The following is a 14,944-nucleotide window of genomic DNA, read 5'->3' as shown; positions in this document are numbered from 1 at the left end:
GGGCATCATCTAAGGAGTGCATAATGAAAACCCGCGCACAACAGCCAGTGCATCGCTGGCCAGTCCGCATCACCCATTGGATTAACCTGTTCGCCATGGTCTGCATGTTTATGAGCGGCTGGGAGATCTACAACGCCTCACCCTTGTTCGGTTTTCGCTTTCCGCCTCAGGTCACGCTCGGCGGTTGGCTGGGCGGCGCGATTGGCTGGCATCTGGCAGTAATGTGGCTGCTGGCCTGCAACGCACTGTGTTATTTGCTGTGGAGCCTGTTCAGCGGCCATTTCCGTCGTGACCTGTTACCACTTAGCCCCGGCGCACTACGACAGGATATCTGGCAGGCACTGACGTTACGGCTAAAACATCAGCATGGTCGTTATAACGCCATTCAAAAACTGATGTACCTCGGCGTGTTGATTTTGGGACTGCTACTGGTGCTCTCCGGCCTGGCAATCTGGAAACCGGTGCAATTACAAGAATTGGTGAGTCTGTTTGGTGGCTTTGATACTGCACGTTACGTTCACTTTTTTGCCATGTCCGGTATTGGCTTATTTGTGGTCATTCACCTGCTGATGGTGATTATCGTGCCGCGCACGTTGTGGGCAATGATTACGGGTGGCAAACATGAATGATAAAAAACAACGCCCTTTAGCACCGACGCTGGAGCCAGACCAAAAGAAACAACTGGTCAATCTACAGCGCCGTCTCATGCTACGTTCGGGTCTGACGCTAGGCGGTATCGCCATGCTAACCGGTTGCAACTTACAAGACGGTGACCAGGTAGATAAAGTGCTGTGGGCAATGTCACGCTGGAACGATCGGGTGCAAGCCTGGCTGTTTAACGGTCAAAAGCTGGCGCAAACCTATCGCCCGGATCAAATTACCCATCCGTTTCCGTTCAACGCGTTCTACCCGGAGTACAACGTCCCAGAGGTGGATCTTGCCAGTTATCGTCTGGAAGTCTCCGGCAAAGTCGCGAAAACAGCCCCCTGGACACTGGAACAGTTACAACGCTTGCCGCAACAGAGCCAAATAACCCGGTTGATCTGCATTGAGGGGTGGAGCGCCATCGGTCAATGGGGCGGCGTACCGCTACGCAATTTCCTACAGCATGTCGGCGCCGATCTAAACGCACGCTATGTGGGGTTCAAATGCGCGGACCGTTATTACTCCAGTATCGACATGGCCACCGCACTGCATCCACAAACCATTCTGGCGTTAGATTTCGCGGGTAAGCCACTGCCAGCCGATTACGGCTATCCGCTGCGGCTGCGAGTGCCAACCAAGTTGGGATTTAAGAACGCCAAACATATCGCCGCCATTTTTGTCAGTGACAGCAACCCTGGCGGCTACTGGGAAGATCAGGGGTATAACTGGTTCAGCGGAATTTAGGTGTAAAGCATGTCACGGCAGCACGCTATTCCGCTTTCTATGATGCCGACTGGTGCCCACAAGGTAAGGCTTGATGTGAACAACGTTGCCTCTGTGGGCCATAGTCCGTAGTCAAACTTGCCCCTTTCAACACAATGCCATCCCCCCCGTCAGGGGGTTCTTGTTTTAACCTTACTCCCCCGTTGTCATCAGCGTAATATCTGCCTGCAAAATGGCCTCTCGCGCTGCGGTGGGTAAATTGTCATCGGTAATAATGGCGTCAAATACGGCAATCGGCAGCGCCAGATAGGTGGCGATTTTGCCGTATTTAGAGGTGTCGCTGAGCAGGATGCAGCGGCGACTGGCGTCAACAATGGCTTTCTTCACCATCACCTTGTCTTCATTCGGTGTCGACAGGCCACGCATGCCCCATGACGAGGCGGAAATAAACGCCAAATCGATAAACAGCCCGCGTAAAGCCTGCGCCGCAGCTTCACCGACACATGAACGGTTCTCACGGCAGACGGTACCGCCAGTGTGAATGATCTTGCACTGGCTATGTTCGATCAGGAAACCTGCGATCACAAAATCATTGGTGACCACCGTCAGATCTTCACGATCGCTGATGTGTTTCGCCAGTGCCAGCGTAGTGGTCCCTGCATCCAGATAGATACAACTATTGGGAGGGATCTGTCGAGCCGCCAACTGACCGATAGCCGCTTTCTGCTGACTGTACATCCCTTCTTTGTCCTGATGAGAAGGCTCAATCGCCACCCGCTCTGCAGACTGCACGCCCCCCGAGACCGCCAGCACCGCTCCCTGCTCTTCGAGTTTTTGCACATCGCGGCGGATGGTCATATGCGATACCCCCAACCGTTCGGTCAATTCAGCAATGCTGACAACCCCGCGTTCTGATACCAGCGCTAATATTTGCTGGTGGCGTTCTACAGGTATCACGGTTCCCTCTCTTTACCGCAGTGATAATAATTGTGATTTTACGTCAATTTTCGTTCTGTGAAAGCGTCCTCTTTCCAGGCCGTGAGGCTAGTCATACTATCGATAGTTTATTTTTAATATTTAAAACAGTCAGATAGCTGTAACTCTTATTTTACTTGCCAAGTGAGTCTGATAGATTAACTGTTAATAATTGTGATACCGATCGCTGACACCGTACAAAAAAGTGCTTACATTTAACACAACAAAACAAATTATCACTAAAATTAACATGAGGTATTGCATGACACAGCCACGTGATTTTGCAGTTTGCATCGTTGGATTAGGCTCCATGGGAATGGGCGCAGCAAAGTCGTGCATTAACGCCGGGCTAACGACTTATGGTGTCGATCTTAATCCGCAGGCACTGACCGCATTACAACAGGCCGGGGCCAAGCAAGCCGCTAACAACGCTGACGGTTTCGCGGCGGATTTGGACGCGTTGTTACTGCTGGTGGTAAATGCCGCGCAGGTGAAACAAATTCTGTTTGGTGATAACGGCCTGGCAGCGAAACTGAAGCCCAATACGCCGGTCATGGTGTCCTCCACCATTTCTGCCACTGATGCCAAAGACATCGAACAACAGTTGCTGGCATTGGGCCTGAACATGCTGGATGCCCCCGTTTCCGGTGGAGCAGCGAAAGCCGCTGAAGGGCAAATGACCGTGATGGCATCTGGCGCGGAATCGACGTTCCGTCAGCTACAACCGGTATTAGATGCCATTGCCGGTAAAGTCTACCGTATTGGCGAAGACATTGGCCTGGGCGCCACCGTGAAAATCATCCACCAGCTGCTGGCCGGTGTGCATATTGCCGCCGGAGCAGAAGCCATGGCGCTGGCGGCCCGCGCAGGCATCCCATTGGACGTAATGTACGATGTCGTCACCCATGCCGCCGGCAATTCATGGATGTTCGAGAACCGTATGCAACACGTGGTCGATGGTGACTATGCCCCAAAATCAGCGGTAGATATTTTCGTGAAGGATCTGGGGCTGGTGACGGATACCGCCAAAGAACTGCATTTCCCGCTGCCCCTGGCCTCCACCGCCTTCAATATGTTCACCGCTGCCAGCAATGCCGGTTTTGGTAAAGAAGACGATAGCGCAGTGATCAAGATCTTCGCTGGTATCGACCTGCCACAGAAAAAGGAGAACACATAATGCTGCTCGGCGTCATCGCAGATGATTTTACCGGAGCCACCGATATTGCCAGTTTTCTGGTTGAAAACGGGCTATCAACTGTCCAGTTGAATGGGGTTCCACAAGATGATGTTCCCATCGAGTCGCAGGCCGTGGTCATCAGCTTAAAATCACGCTCCTGCCCGGCGGAACAGGCGATAGAACAATCGTTGCACGCCTTGGCGTGGCTACAACGCCAAGGGTGCCAACAATTTTACTTCAAATATTGCTCGACTTTCGACAGCACCGCACAGGGAAATATCGGCCCGGTGACCGATGCCCTACTTGATGCCTTGGGCGAAAACCAAACGGTGATCTCGCCAGCCTTGCCGGTCAACGGCCGTACGGTGTATCAAGGGTATCTGTTCGTGTTGGATCAGTTGCTGTCGGAGTCCGGTATGCGCCATCACCCGGTTACGCCAATGACTGACAGTAACTTGCTGCGACTGATGGAAGCACAGGCTCAGGGCCGATGTGGGCTGGTGACGGCCGCAGAAATGGATCGCGGCGTCGAAACAGTCACGAAAAAATTGCAGCAGTTAGTGCAACAGGGTGTGCGATACGCCGTAATGGATACGCTGAATGAACAGCATTTGCTCACTCAGGGTGCAGCGCTGAAAAACATGAAGCTGGTCACCGGTGGTTCTGGTCTGGCGATCGGTCTGGCGCGTCAATGGGCGCAGCCGGGGCAAAACAACCCTCACGTTGCAGGTGCCCCGCAGGGAGAAAAAGCCGCAGTGTTATCCGGTTCCTGCTCCATCATGACCAATCAGCAAGTCGCGCGTTACCGTCAGCAAGCGCCAGCCAAGGCTATCGATGTGGCCCGTTGCCTCACCGAGTCTGACCGTATGGCCTATGCCACAGAACTGGCCAACTGGACGCAGCAGCATGCAGATGATCCACTGGCTCCGTTGCTTTACGCCACCGCCGAACCGGAAAAGCTACAACACATACAGCAGCAATACGGTATGGCCGCCGCCAGCCAAGCGGTAGAGTCGCTGTTCGCCAACGTGGTCAAACAACTCAAGCAGCACGGCTTCTGCCGATTTATCGTTGCTGGCGGTGAGACCTCCGGTGTGGTGACGCAGGCGTTGGGCATTCGTGGTTTCCATATCGGTCCCTGTATTTCTCCCGGAGTTCCTTGGGTACGTGCCATTGATCAACCTGTTTCACTGGCCCTGAAATCGGGCAATTTTGGCGATGAAAACTTTTTCGCCCGCGCGCAAACGGAGTTCCCATTATGACACCGACGACTGAACAGCAGGCACGTGAAGAAATGGTCCGCCTGGGCGCCTCATTTTTCCAGCGTGGCTACGCCACTGGTTCAGCCGGCAACCTTTCACTGTTGTTGGCAGACGGCACGCTACTGGCAACCCCCACCGGTTCCTGTCTGGGAGAATTGCAGGCCGAACGCTTGTCGAAGGTTAGCCTGAGCGGCGAATGGCTGTCGGGTGATAAACCGTCAAAAGAGATCAGTTTCCATCGCGCACTGTATTTGAACAACCCGGAGTGTAAAGCCGTGGTGCACCTGCATTGCACGTATCTCACCGCCCTCTCCTGCCTGCAAGGACTGGACGTAGAGAACGCCATTAAACCCTTTACACCTTATGTGGTGATGCGGGTCGGCAAGGTGCCGGTGGTTCCTTATTATCGTCCCGGCGACCTACGACTGGCAGAAGACCTGGCCAAATTGGCCCCGACGCATCGCGCCTTTTTATTGGCTAATCACGGACCGGTAGTGACAGGTAAGGATCTGCGAGCCGCGGCGGATAATACTGAAGAAATGGAGGATGCGGCGAAGCTGATTTTTACCCTCGGCAACCGCCCCATTCGTTATTTGACCGATGATGAAATTGCCGAGTTACGGAGCTGAACCATGCCTAAATTTGCTGCCAATTTATCAATGATGTTTAACGAGTTGCCGTTCCTTGAACGTTTCGAGGCCGCCGCAAAGGAGGGATTCCAAGCCGTGGAATTCCTGTTCCCTTATGAGTATCCGGCTGCGTTGTTAGCGGAAAAACTGCATCATAACGGTCTGCAACAAGTCCTGTTCAATACTGCCCCCGGCAATGTCGACGCCGGTGAATGGGGCCTGGCCGCCGTACCTGGTCGTGAACAAGCTGCTCGCGCTGATATCGATCGTGCACTCGCCTACGCCATCGCGCTGGGTTGCCCCAGCGTACACGTCATGGCCGGTGTGGTTCCCCCAGGGGAAGACTGGCAGCGCTACCGCGATACCTTTATAGACAATATCCGCTATGCCGCCGATAGCTTCGCTAAACAGGGCATCAAGGTGTTGATCGAAGCGCTGAGCCCACAGGTTAAACCCAACTATCTGTTCTCCAGCCAACATCAGGCGGCAGAGCTGGTCGACGCAATTGATCGCCCAAACGTCTTCATTCAGTTTGATTTTTTCCATGCTCAGCTAGTGGACGGTAATATCAGCGGCCTAATGCGCTCATTGGCTGGGCGTTACGCCCATATTCAGATCGCATCAGTGCCCGATCGCCATGAGCCAGACGACGGAGAACTGAATTATCCGTGGTTGTTCGCACAGCTGGATCGCATCGGTTATGACGGCTGGATTGGCTGCGAATACAAGCCGCGTGACGACACCCGCGTCGGACTGGGTTGGATAAGGCCTTACCTGTAACAGGCCGTTCCTCCACACCTGCACAGCAACAACATAAAAATTAAACGCACCCGTATCGCCAACCGGCGATCGCGGTGCCTGACGCTTACCCAATTAAAGGCTATCCCATGTCTACCTCTATGCTTTTGATGATTGCCGTATTCGGTGTCGTGCTGCTCTTGTTGATGGTGATCAAAGCCAAGATCCAGCCGTTTGTCGCCCTGCTGGTCGTGAGTTTGCTGGTAGCACTGGCCAGCGGCATCCCGACCGGTGAAGTGATGAAAGTCATGACCGCCGGAATGGGGGGTGTGTTAGGGTCGGTGACCATCATTATTGGCCTTGGCGCCATGCTCGGGAGAATGATCGAACATTCCGGTGGTGCCGAATCGCTGGCCCAACGCTTCAGTAAGGCGTTGGGACCGAAACGTACTATAGCCGCACTGACCATTGCTGCATTTATTCTCGGCATTCCGGTCTTTTTCGACGTCGGCTTTATCATCCTCGCCCCTATCATCTACGGTTTTGCCAAGGTCGCTAAAGTTTCCCCCCTGAAGTTCGGCCTGCCCATGGCTGGTGTGATGCTGACAGTACACGTTGCACTGCCGCCACACCCCGGCCCGGTGGCTGCTGCCGGGTTATTGAATGCAGACATCGGTTGGCTGACTATTCTTGGCCTCGCCATCTGCATTCCGGTGGGTGTTATCGGCTACTTCACCGCCAAGAAGCTGAATCGTAAGGCCTATCCGTTGTCGATTGAAGTGCTGGAACAGTTGCAGTTAGCAGCCCCAGAACCCGCCCCGGAGGGCAAAGCGCCATTAAGCGATCGCATTAACCCGCCGAGTGCCGGGCTGGTCGCCGCACTGATCGTCATTCCCATTGCTATTATCATGCTGGGTACCGTTTCCGCCACTCTGCTCGAACCGGGCTCGGCGCTGCGCGACACCCTGTCGCTGATCGGCTCCCCAGCAGTCGCGCTGATGATCGCCCTGCTGTTAGCATTCTATTTTCTGGCGATGCGTCGTGGCTGGAGCCTGCAACACACCAGTGACGTCATGGGAGGAGCACTGCCGACCGCTGCCGTGGTGATTCTGGTGACCGGTGCTGGTGGCGTGTTCGGCAAGGTTTTAGTGGAGTCCGGGGTGGGTAAAGCATTGGCGGATGTTTTAACCACGATCGGCCTGCCGCTGATCCCCGCCGCATTTATCATCTCTCTGGCCCTACGCGCCTCGCAGGGATCTGCCACTGTAGCTATCCTGACCACCGGCGGCTTGCTGTCAGAAGCGGTCAGCGGCTTGAACCACTTGCAGTTGGTCTTGGTGACTCTGGCTACCTGCTTCGGTGGATTGGGGTTGTCACATGTGAATGACTCCGGTTTTTGGATTGTCACCAAATACCTCGGTCTCTCCGTCGCCGATGGGCTGAAAACCTGGACAGTGCTGACCACGATTCTCGGCCTCAGTGGTTTCCTGTTCACCTGGTTACTGTGGCTGGTAGTGTAATTTCTCTGGCATACTGCACAGACCGCCTTTGGCTCTGTGCAGGAAAAAATAATGACCCTAATCACAACCGCCCCTCAGTTGCTCACCGAACGCTTACGCCTGGACGCGCATACACTGGCCGACTTTGACTCGCTGGCCGCCATGTGGGCCGATCCTGATGTTGTGCGTTATATCGGTGGTACACCGAGGGATCGGGAGGACTCCTGGGGACGTCTGATGCGTTACGCCGGCCACTGGGCTCTGCTGGGTTATGGCTACTGGGCGGTACGAGATAAAATCAGCGGTGCCTACCTTGGCGGCATTGGTTTTTCCGATTTCCAACGTGATATTACCCCGGCGCTCGACGCCCCCGAAATGGGCTGGACACTGGTGACGACGGCACACGGAAAAGGTTATGCGACAGAAGCACTGCGTGCCGCACTCGCTTGGGGGAAAGATCATTTACCAGGTAATAAGGCAGTGTGTATTATTTCACCGGAAAACCAGCCTTCGGTAGCACTGGCAAAGAAGGTTGGCTTCAGCGAAAGTCACCGCAGTGAATACCATCAGAGCCCAATACTGGTGATGCACTGTCCGTTATAACACCGGCGGTTTATCTCCCGGCGCCCCAGCCAATGCAACCTGGATAAAGTTATCCCGCAGCGCATCAGGTTGCTGCGGATTCCAGGCAATACCGACTTGCCATTCGGTTTGCTCGCCACTCAACGGCAAAATATCGATACCTGCCGGTGCAATATGCGTGACACTGTGCGGCAACAGGGCCACACCTATACCGGCAGCAACCAGCGCCAGCAACGTCTGGATATCACCCGCCTGCTGCACCACGTTCGGAGTCAGTTGATTCGCAGCAATAAAACGGAGCGACTGGTCACTAAGACCCCGCCCGCGTTTGGGTGTTAACTGCAATAATGGCAACGAATTGAACTGCCTCATCAGCGTCTCTGTCCGCAGCGCCAGGGCTGTCGGTGCTGCCAGCACCAGCCGATCACACAGCAATGCGCTGGCCTGCAATGGCGCGTTGACAGGCAGCCGCACAAACCCTATCTGCAGCTCACCACGTAATAACAGCTGATATTGCCGTTCAGAAGGCAAGTCCTCCAACCCTACGGCAACCTCGGGAAAGCGCCCACGGAAGGACGCAACCAGCTGCGGTGCCAGATGAAAGCTGGACAAGCCAAATCCGATGGCCAAGCGCCCTGCTTCTCCCTTCACCACGCGTAACGCCCGCTGTTGAAATTGCATATGCTGTCCAACCAGCGTCTGTGCTTCAGGATATAGCCGCTGCCCGCTGGCAGTAAGCTGCGCCCCCTGACGACCGCGGTTAAACAGACGAGCACCGAGCAACGTTTCCAACGCCTGAATCTGTTTGCTCAGCGCCGGTTGGGTAATACACAGCAACTCTGCCGCCAGACGATAGTTGCCCTGCTCTGCCAGCACCACGAAGGCGCGTAATTGTCGAATATCCATTCCATCAGGTTATCAAATAAGGAATTTAATTGATTATACAGTAATCAATCACTTTGCTGTAATCAACGCCTGACAACTGCGAAAAGGTAACCTTATGACAACCTCTCTGCGCGCCGCCACGGTGCAATTCCACCATCGTGCCAATGATAAAAACTACAACCTGTCGGTGATCGAGGGCTTTATCGCCCAAGCCGCTACCGAACACATTCAGGTGCTGGTTTTCCCAGAAATGTGCATTACCGGCTATTGGCATGTACGGCACCTCAGTGACGGCGAAATCGCCGCGCTGGCGGAACCGATAGCCACCAGCCCTTCACTGGCACGTATCCGTCCACTGGCAGAACGCTACAATATGGCCATCGGCGTCGGGCTGATTGAACAGGGTGAAGATGGTAAGTATTACAACGCTTACGCTGTCTGTTTGCCCGACGGTGCACTTCACGTCCACCGCAAACTGCATGCCTTTGAGCATCCAGCAATAGCCAGCGGCGACAGTTTTACCGTTTTCGACACGCCATGGGGCGTACGGATGGGGGTGCTCATCTGCTGGGACAATAACCTGGTGGAGAACGTACGTGCGACGGCACTGTTAGGGGCAGAGGTGTTGCTGGCACCACACCAAACGGGCGGCACTCATTCACGCAGTCCGCACGGTATGAAGCCTATCCCACTGGAGCTCTGGCAACAGCGACAGGAAAATCCAGCAGCAATAGAAGCGGCTTTTCGTGGTGAGCATGGCCGTGGTTGGTTGCTACGCTGGTTACCGGCACGCGCACATGATAATGGCCTGTTTGTTTTGTTTAGCAACGGCGTAGGGCGTGATGATGACGAGGTGCGCACTGGCAACGCGATGATTCTCGACCCTTATGGCCGTATTCTGGCAGAAACCTGGGTGGCCGAAAATCAAATGGTTATAGCCGAACTCGATCTTTCCCTTATCCCGCTTAGCACCGGACGCCGCTGGATCCACGGTCGCCGACCGGCACTGTATGAAATACTCACGCAACCACAAGGTTACGAACGTGATGCCCGCAGCGCGCGCTTTTCGTCAGAGCCGGTGCACAAACTGGGTAAGTAACCGCCCCTGAGCTACAGGCAAAAAAAATCCGCCCGAAGGCGGATTTTTATCTGATGCGACCAATTACGCCACATACTCATGCCCGTAGGCATGGAGAAATCTTAGAAACGGTAGCCTACGCCAACGCTCCAGATACCAACGTCAACACTGCGGATACGGCTCTGCTCGTAACCTACATCCAGAGCAACGTCCTGGATTGGGTTGAACTGCAGACCAGCACCGTAGGTGAAGCCGTAGTCGCTGTTGCCGTTACGGTCAGTGCCGTTCTGAGCATTGTCGATGTTTTTGCCGTAGCCAACACCGATCACACCGTAGATGCTTGCCCAGTCGTTGAAGCGGTAAGCTGGACCAGCAGTGATAGAGTTGTACTGTGATTTACCGTAGTAACCGTTCTCAGAACCGTTCTTTTCCACGTGAGTGAAGGAACCGATCACACCCAGTGGGTTGTTGTCGAACTCGTAACGATACTTCAGGTTGAAACCGTCGGCTTTGTTAGCAACGCCTTGGAGATCACCCTGCGCATAGCCAGCGGATACGGTGCTCTGACCAGCGAATGCGGTACCTGCGGTTACTGCTAATACACAGGCTGCTACTGCGGAAAGACATGCAATTTTTTTCATAACCACCTCAAACGCGTTATATTTTTAAGTAAATCCATTTGTTCATGCTTTGAAAATATAGCAAAAATTAGCGTGAAACTCTGCCTTAAAATGAGTGTCTAATGCTTTATATCGTGTAACATTAGATTTCAAGAACAGTGTATCTTCTTCTTTTCACTCTATTTTCGAGCCGCATTCTACTCGTTTCTGTGACAACAATCACCTATTTAATATCCAGACAATTCCTAAAAAATGCGCACTTTATGAGCGAAAAAACCAACACCGCACCCTAGAGCTGGCACTTTTCTCCGTTGCACACGCATTTCTCAGACACATTTACCTCATTTCATTTACACTGCCGTCATCCGAATATCGACAGTCTTCCCAGGTTGTGGGAAACGCATAAAAGGCTCTAAAGGATGTCCTCGTCTGCAACTGCTAAAGCGTCTTCCACGCTGCTGCCTATCTGCTTGCTACTCATCGCCATGGTGTCGATCCAGACCGGCGCGTCATTGGCCAAAAGCCTGTTTCCATTGGTCGGTGCAGAAGGCATCACCACGTTGCGCTTGAGTATTGGCACACTGATCCTGTTTATTATCTTCCGCCCGTGGCGCATGCGCTTCGCCGCCGGCAGCCGCCTGCCCTTGTTCATCTATGGCCTGACATTGGGCGCAATGAATTATCTGTTTTATCTTTCTTTACGCACCCTGCCACTGGGTATCGCCGTTGCGTTGGAGTTCACCGGCCCCCTTGCGGTCGCCATGTTCTCCTCACGCCGCGCGATCGACTTTTTATGGGTCATACTGGCGGTAGTTGGGCTGTGGTTCTTGCTGCCTCTGGGCCATAACATGGACAGCATTGATCCCTTAGGCGCCGCCTGCGCATTAGGTGCGGGTGCCTGTTGGGCGGTCTACATTATCTGCGGGCAGAAAGCGGGGGGTGACCACGGCCCTGGGACCGTGGCGGTCGGGTCACTGATCGCTGCGGCAGTATTTTGCCCAATCGGTGCCTGGCAAGCAGGTAGTGCGCTACTCAATATCGATATTCTGCCCATTGCATTGGCCGTGGCGGTTTTATCCACCGCACTACCTTATTCGTTGGAGATTATTGCGTTACCCAGAATACCGGCACGCACCTTTGGCACCTTGATGAGCCTGGAACCCGCGATGGCAGCACTTTCAGGCATGTTGTTCCTCAACGAACACCTGACTACAGTGCAATGGTTGGCGTTAGGTGCAATCATCGCGGCATCAATGGGGGCGACTCTGACCATCAAGCCAAAACCACAAATCGAAAGCTTGTCCTAAAAATCAGCAACGCCTGCATTAGCCAAAAGCGGAATGCAGGCGGGTTAACTGTTTTCGCACCGGTAAACAGGCATACTTTTCCCCGCAGTACCCCCACGCGTTTATGGAACCAAACCCAGCAGGGTTTACCACATGGAGAAGTAAAGTGATTTATAACACCCTGTTTAACCCACGCTATGGTCGTGGGCTATCACCTGTTCTGATCGAAACCCTTACCACGCTTCGTCAATACGACCTGCCTGCACTGGCATTGGGACACCATGACATAGATGGTGACCAGATCTTTATGGAGGTGATGACGTTAACCACAGGATTAGCGGAAACTCAGCATGCAAAGCTTCATCATGAGTATGCCGACATTCATTTGCTCATCAGCGGTGAAGAACGCATTGATTATGGTATGCCGGGTGATTGGCAAAGCGAGTTCCCCTATGACGAGGCTCAGGATACCCAGCGAGTAGACATTAAGCGGCATTGCCAAACACTCGCGATGTTCCCTGGCGCCTATGCTCTATTTTTTCCCCATGAACCGCATAAAGCCGGTTGTCAGTTGAACGCGCCGACGCTCATCAAAAAAGCGGTGGTGAGAGTGCATTACACACTGCTGCTGTAACGGGTTCGCCGGTCTGCATGGCCGGCTTTTTCGGTGTTATATTCTCGTCGTGAAGACTCACGCATCCTTTTACTGCAATGATGGCAATTAAAGGGGCAAATCACGAATAAAGCGTCGAGTCTGCTCAGGTGAACGCAACCGGATAAAGCGGATATGTTGATACTGACTATTGTTCATATCAGCAAGGTAGCCGCGTCGGTTTTTACGGTAAGTTTTTATGGTCCACAGAATGATGGAATCGCGACTGAAAAAGGACCGGCGAAAACTTTCACGATTTCCCGTCCCTGGCCATAGTTCGGTACCCGCCCATGCCCGCGTGACGGCACGACGAACGGCCTGATACAGTGTACGGCAGAACCCATAGTCCACCCACACCACCCAATCAACGCTATCCCATTTTACCGCTTTAGTTCGGCTATAATTGCCGTCGAGTATCCATCCGCTTTCTGCGACAGCCAACACCTGTGTCACGCGCGCCAAAAACGCGTCATCCGGTGTACCTTGCCAGTCCGGACGCCAAAACAGCGTGTCTAGTTCAATATAAGGCAGTGCAAACTTTTCAGCCAACTGACGCGCTACCGTGCTTTTGCCACTGCCACTGGTCCCAACGACATTGATTTTCATAGGCGTGTAGATCTGAAATGGGGGGAAAATATTTTATCGAGTTGCAACCAGCCTATCAATATGAATTAACGGCCATTTATTGATTGCCCACTTACTCATTAAGCCTAAAGCTTTGGCATTGGAAATGGAAATTACCGATGGGGATAAAACCGGTTTAAAAAATAATTACATTACGCAACTAAAAACCGAGAGAGACATTAAATAATTTTCATATATTACAGAACCTTACTGTAAGTAAAATTAACAAATAAAGTTTACTCCTCTTAAATTAAATATTCAATTCGTTAAAACCTATTTATTCCATAGCTATTTTTTTCCTGCAAAAAACGCTATCGCTGCTATAATTTCTCTCGTGGAAAAAATAGTACCATGACCCATCAAGAGGATATCTGATATGAGTACCGCTAAACTGGTGAAAACGAAATCTTCTGAGCTGCTTTATACACGCAATGACATGGACGAAAAAACCAAGCTGGAGGCCATCAAGGCGCTCAACCGCCAGGTTATCCAATTTATTGACCTGTCGTTGATCACCAAACAGGCCCACTGGAACATGCGGGGTGCTAACTTTATTGCCGTGCATGAAATGCTCGACGGGTTCCGCACTGCGATCATCGATCATCAGGACACTTTTGCCGAACGCATTGTGCAATTGGGTGGCGTGGCACTGGGCACAGTACAGGTGGTGAACGATAAAACCCCACTGAAAAGCTATCCAACCAACATACATAGCGTACAGGAACACCTGAAAGCGTTGGCCGATCGTTACGGCGAAGTCGCAAATGACATTCGCAAAGCCATCACAGAAGTAGAAGACGAAGATACTGCCGATATGTTCACTGCAGCATCTCGAGATCTGGACAAGTTCCTGTGGTTTATCGAATCCAACATAGAATAAGCCACTTAAAAACCGAAAATTACGGCCCGCGTAGCGGGGTTGAACAGGCTGCGGGCTTTGCCCCAGCCTGTTTTTCTTTTATTTTCGCCGCTTGAATTGCTCAAATAATCGCCCATAGTAAATAGATAGAGGGCGTGGCGGCTCTGCAAAGTGAGGTCATCATGGCAAGCGGATGGGCGTCTGACGGCGCCGTACAGGATCAAATTGATTCCACCGTAGATGATGCAGTGCAACGTGCAAGACAAGCACTGGGTCAGGGCGAAAGTGCACATTATTGTCAGGAATGCGGAGAGGAAATTCCATTGGCACGCCAGCAAGCACTGAAAGGCGTGCGCTATTGTCTTGCTTGCCAAACCGAGCTGGATAAAAAACAGGCGGCGAGTAGCCTGTATAACCGCCGCGGCAGTAAAGACAGTCAGCTACGGTAAAGGAAACAGTGCCCGCCAACCACTCTTACTGAACACATCTGCACCAGATGAAACATCTTTGCTGCATAAAAGTTAGAGTTAGTTATCAATATTGAAGCTAAACCGTTAACTATCGGTTGTTTCACCCCCATTATTTGGTTAATGATAGAGCAGTGCACCAATAAGCAGCCATCAGCACCATTTTGGTGCCTCCATTTGGTGCATAAAAATAATAATTCGACCTTCAGACACAACATCACACCACAACTCTTTGTTTTTATA

The 14,944-nt window shown here is 52.7% G+C and carries 17 protein-coding genes; 13 read left to right on the top strand and 4 right to left on the bottom strand.

What is annotated here, in order from left to right; translation table 11 throughout:
* Positions 1-23 precede the first annotated feature (23 nt).
* Positions 24-629: a cytochrome b/b6 domain-containing protein gene (locus SGR01S_RS07810; protein ID WP_061807040.1), complete on the top strand. Its 606-nt coding sequence runs from the start codon at positions 24-26 to the stop codon at positions 627-629.
* The gene (locus tag SGR01S_RS07805) at positions 622-1,389 is read left to right on the top strand and encodes a molybdopterin-dependent oxidoreductase (protein ID WP_061807039.1); all 768 of its coding nucleotides are present in this window, start codon (positions 622-624) and stop codon (positions 1,387-1,389) included. The genes SGR01S_RS07810 and SGR01S_RS07805 overlap by 8 nt, the downstream gene beginning before the upstream one ends.
* A gap of 171 nt (positions 1,390-1,560) precedes the next feature.
* On the opposite strand, the gene ygbI is transcribed toward SGR01S_RS07805, so the two are convergent.
* Positions 1,561-2,325: a DNA-binding transcriptional repressor YgbI gene (ygbI, locus tag SGR01S_RS07800; protein ID WP_037425327.1), complete on the bottom strand. Its 765-nt coding sequence runs from the start codon at positions 2,323-2,325 to the stop codon at positions 1,561-1,563.
* Between the two features lie 280 nt (positions 2,326-2,605).
* Here ygbI and ltnD point away from each other — a divergent pair, with 280 nt between their 5' ends.
* The 6 genes from ltnD (at position 2,606) to SGR01S_RS07770 (ending at position 8,251) form a co-directional block, all read left to right on the top strand.
* Positions 2,606-3,520, top strand: coding sequence for an L-threonate dehydrogenase (ltnD, locus tag SGR01S_RS07795; RefSeq protein WP_061807038.1), 915 nt, complete (start codon positions 2,606-2,608; stop codon positions 3,518-3,520).
* Positions 3,520-4,782: a 3-oxo-tetronate kinase gene (otnK, locus tag SGR01S_RS07790; protein ID WP_082797610.1), complete on the top strand. Its 1,263-nt coding sequence runs from the start codon at positions 3,520-3,522 to the stop codon at positions 4,780-4,782. The genes ltnD and otnK overlap by 1 nt, the downstream gene beginning before the upstream one ends.
* On the top strand, positions 4,779-5,411 hold the full coding sequence (gene otnC / locus SGR01S_RS07785; RefSeq protein WP_037425334.1) for a 3-oxo-tetronate 4-phosphate decarboxylase: 633 nt from the start codon (positions 4,779-4,781) through the stop codon (positions 5,409-5,411). The genes otnK and otnC overlap by 4 nt, the downstream gene beginning before the upstream one ends.
* A 3-nt stretch (positions 5,412-5,414) precedes the next feature.
* Entirely contained in the window at positions 5,415-6,191 is a 777-nt protein-coding gene (locus tag SGR01S_RS07780) for an HPr family phosphocarrier protein (protein WP_061807036.1), read from the top strand.
* A 107-nt stretch (positions 6,192-6,298) separates the two neighbouring features.
* Entirely contained in the window at positions 6,299-7,669 is a 1,371-nt protein-coding gene (locus SGR01S_RS07775; protein ID WP_061807035.1) for a GntP family transporter, read from the top strand.
* A gap of 51 nt (positions 7,670-7,720) precedes the next feature.
* Positions 7,721-8,251, top strand: coding sequence for a GNAT family N-acetyltransferase (locus tag SGR01S_RS07770; protein ID WP_037425340.1), 531 nt, complete (start codon positions 7,721-7,723; stop codon positions 8,249-8,251).
* Here SGR01S_RS07770 and SGR01S_RS07765 read toward each other — a convergent pair.
* A complete protein-coding gene (locus tag SGR01S_RS07765) occupies positions 8,246-9,136 on the bottom strand; it encodes a LysR family transcriptional regulator (protein ID WP_037425343.1) in 891 nt (296 codons plus the stop codon). The two genes, SGR01S_RS07770 and SGR01S_RS07765, sit on opposite strands and share 6 nt — an antisense overlap.
* Before the next feature lie 94 nt (positions 9,137-9,230).
* Between SGR01S_RS07765 and SGR01S_RS07760 the strand changes: the two genes are divergently transcribed.
* Entirely contained in the window at positions 9,231-10,214 is a 984-nt protein-coding gene (locus SGR01S_RS07760) for a nitrilase family protein (protein WP_037425346.1), read from the top strand.
* A gap of 101 nt (positions 10,215-10,315) precedes the next feature.
* On the opposite strand, the gene ompX is transcribed toward SGR01S_RS07760, so the two are convergent.
* Positions 10,316-10,834, bottom strand: a complete 519-nt coding sequence (gene ompX, locus SGR01S_RS07755; protein ID WP_037425349.1) for an outer membrane protein OmpX — start codon at positions 10,832-10,834, stop codon at positions 10,316-10,318.
* 398 nt (positions 10,835-11,232) lie between these two features.
* Here ompX and rhtA point away from each other — a divergent pair, with 398 nt between their 5' ends.
* Positions 11,233-12,120, top strand: coding sequence for a threonine/homoserine exporter RhtA (gene rhtA / locus SGR01S_RS07750; RefSeq protein ID WP_061807034.1), 888 nt, complete (start codon positions 11,233-11,235; stop codon positions 12,118-12,120).
* Between the two features lie 145 nt (positions 12,121-12,265).
* Positions 12,266-12,733, top strand: a complete 468-nt coding sequence (gene nanQ, locus SGR01S_RS07745; protein ID WP_061807033.1) for an N-acetylneuraminate anomerase — start codon at positions 12,266-12,268, stop codon at positions 12,731-12,733.
* An 87-nt stretch (positions 12,734-12,820) separates the two neighbouring features.
* Here the strand turns inward: nanQ and SGR01S_RS07740 are convergent, their stop codons facing one another.
* Entirely contained in the window at positions 12,821-13,357 is a 537-nt protein-coding gene (locus SGR01S_RS07740) for a P-loop NTPase family protein (protein ID WP_061807032.1), read from the bottom strand.
* A gap of 394 nt (positions 13,358-13,751) precedes the next feature.
* Here SGR01S_RS07740 and dps point away from each other — a divergent pair, with 394 nt between their 5' ends.
* Together dps and SGR01S_RS07730 are read left to right on the top strand one after the other, a co-directional pair.
* Positions 13,752-14,255, top strand: a complete 504-nt coding sequence (gene dps / locus SGR01S_RS07735; RefSeq protein WP_061807031.1) for a DNA starvation/stationary phase protection protein Dps — start codon at positions 13,752-13,754, stop codon at positions 14,253-14,255.
* 161 nt (positions 14,256-14,416) lie between these two features.
* Positions 14,417-14,683: a DksA/TraR family C4-type zinc finger protein gene (locus SGR01S_RS07730; RefSeq protein WP_061807030.1), complete on the top strand. Its 267-nt coding sequence runs from the start codon at positions 14,417-14,419 to the stop codon at positions 14,681-14,683.
* Positions 14,684-14,944: the final 261 nt, after the last annotated feature.

This window comes from Serratia grimesii NBRC 13537, from assembly GCF_001590905.1.
Classification (GTDB): domain Bacteria; phylum Pseudomonadota; class Gammaproteobacteria; order Enterobacterales; family Enterobacteriaceae; genus Serratia; species Serratia grimesii.
This window is presented reverse-complemented; position numbering and strand designations above follow the sequence as displayed.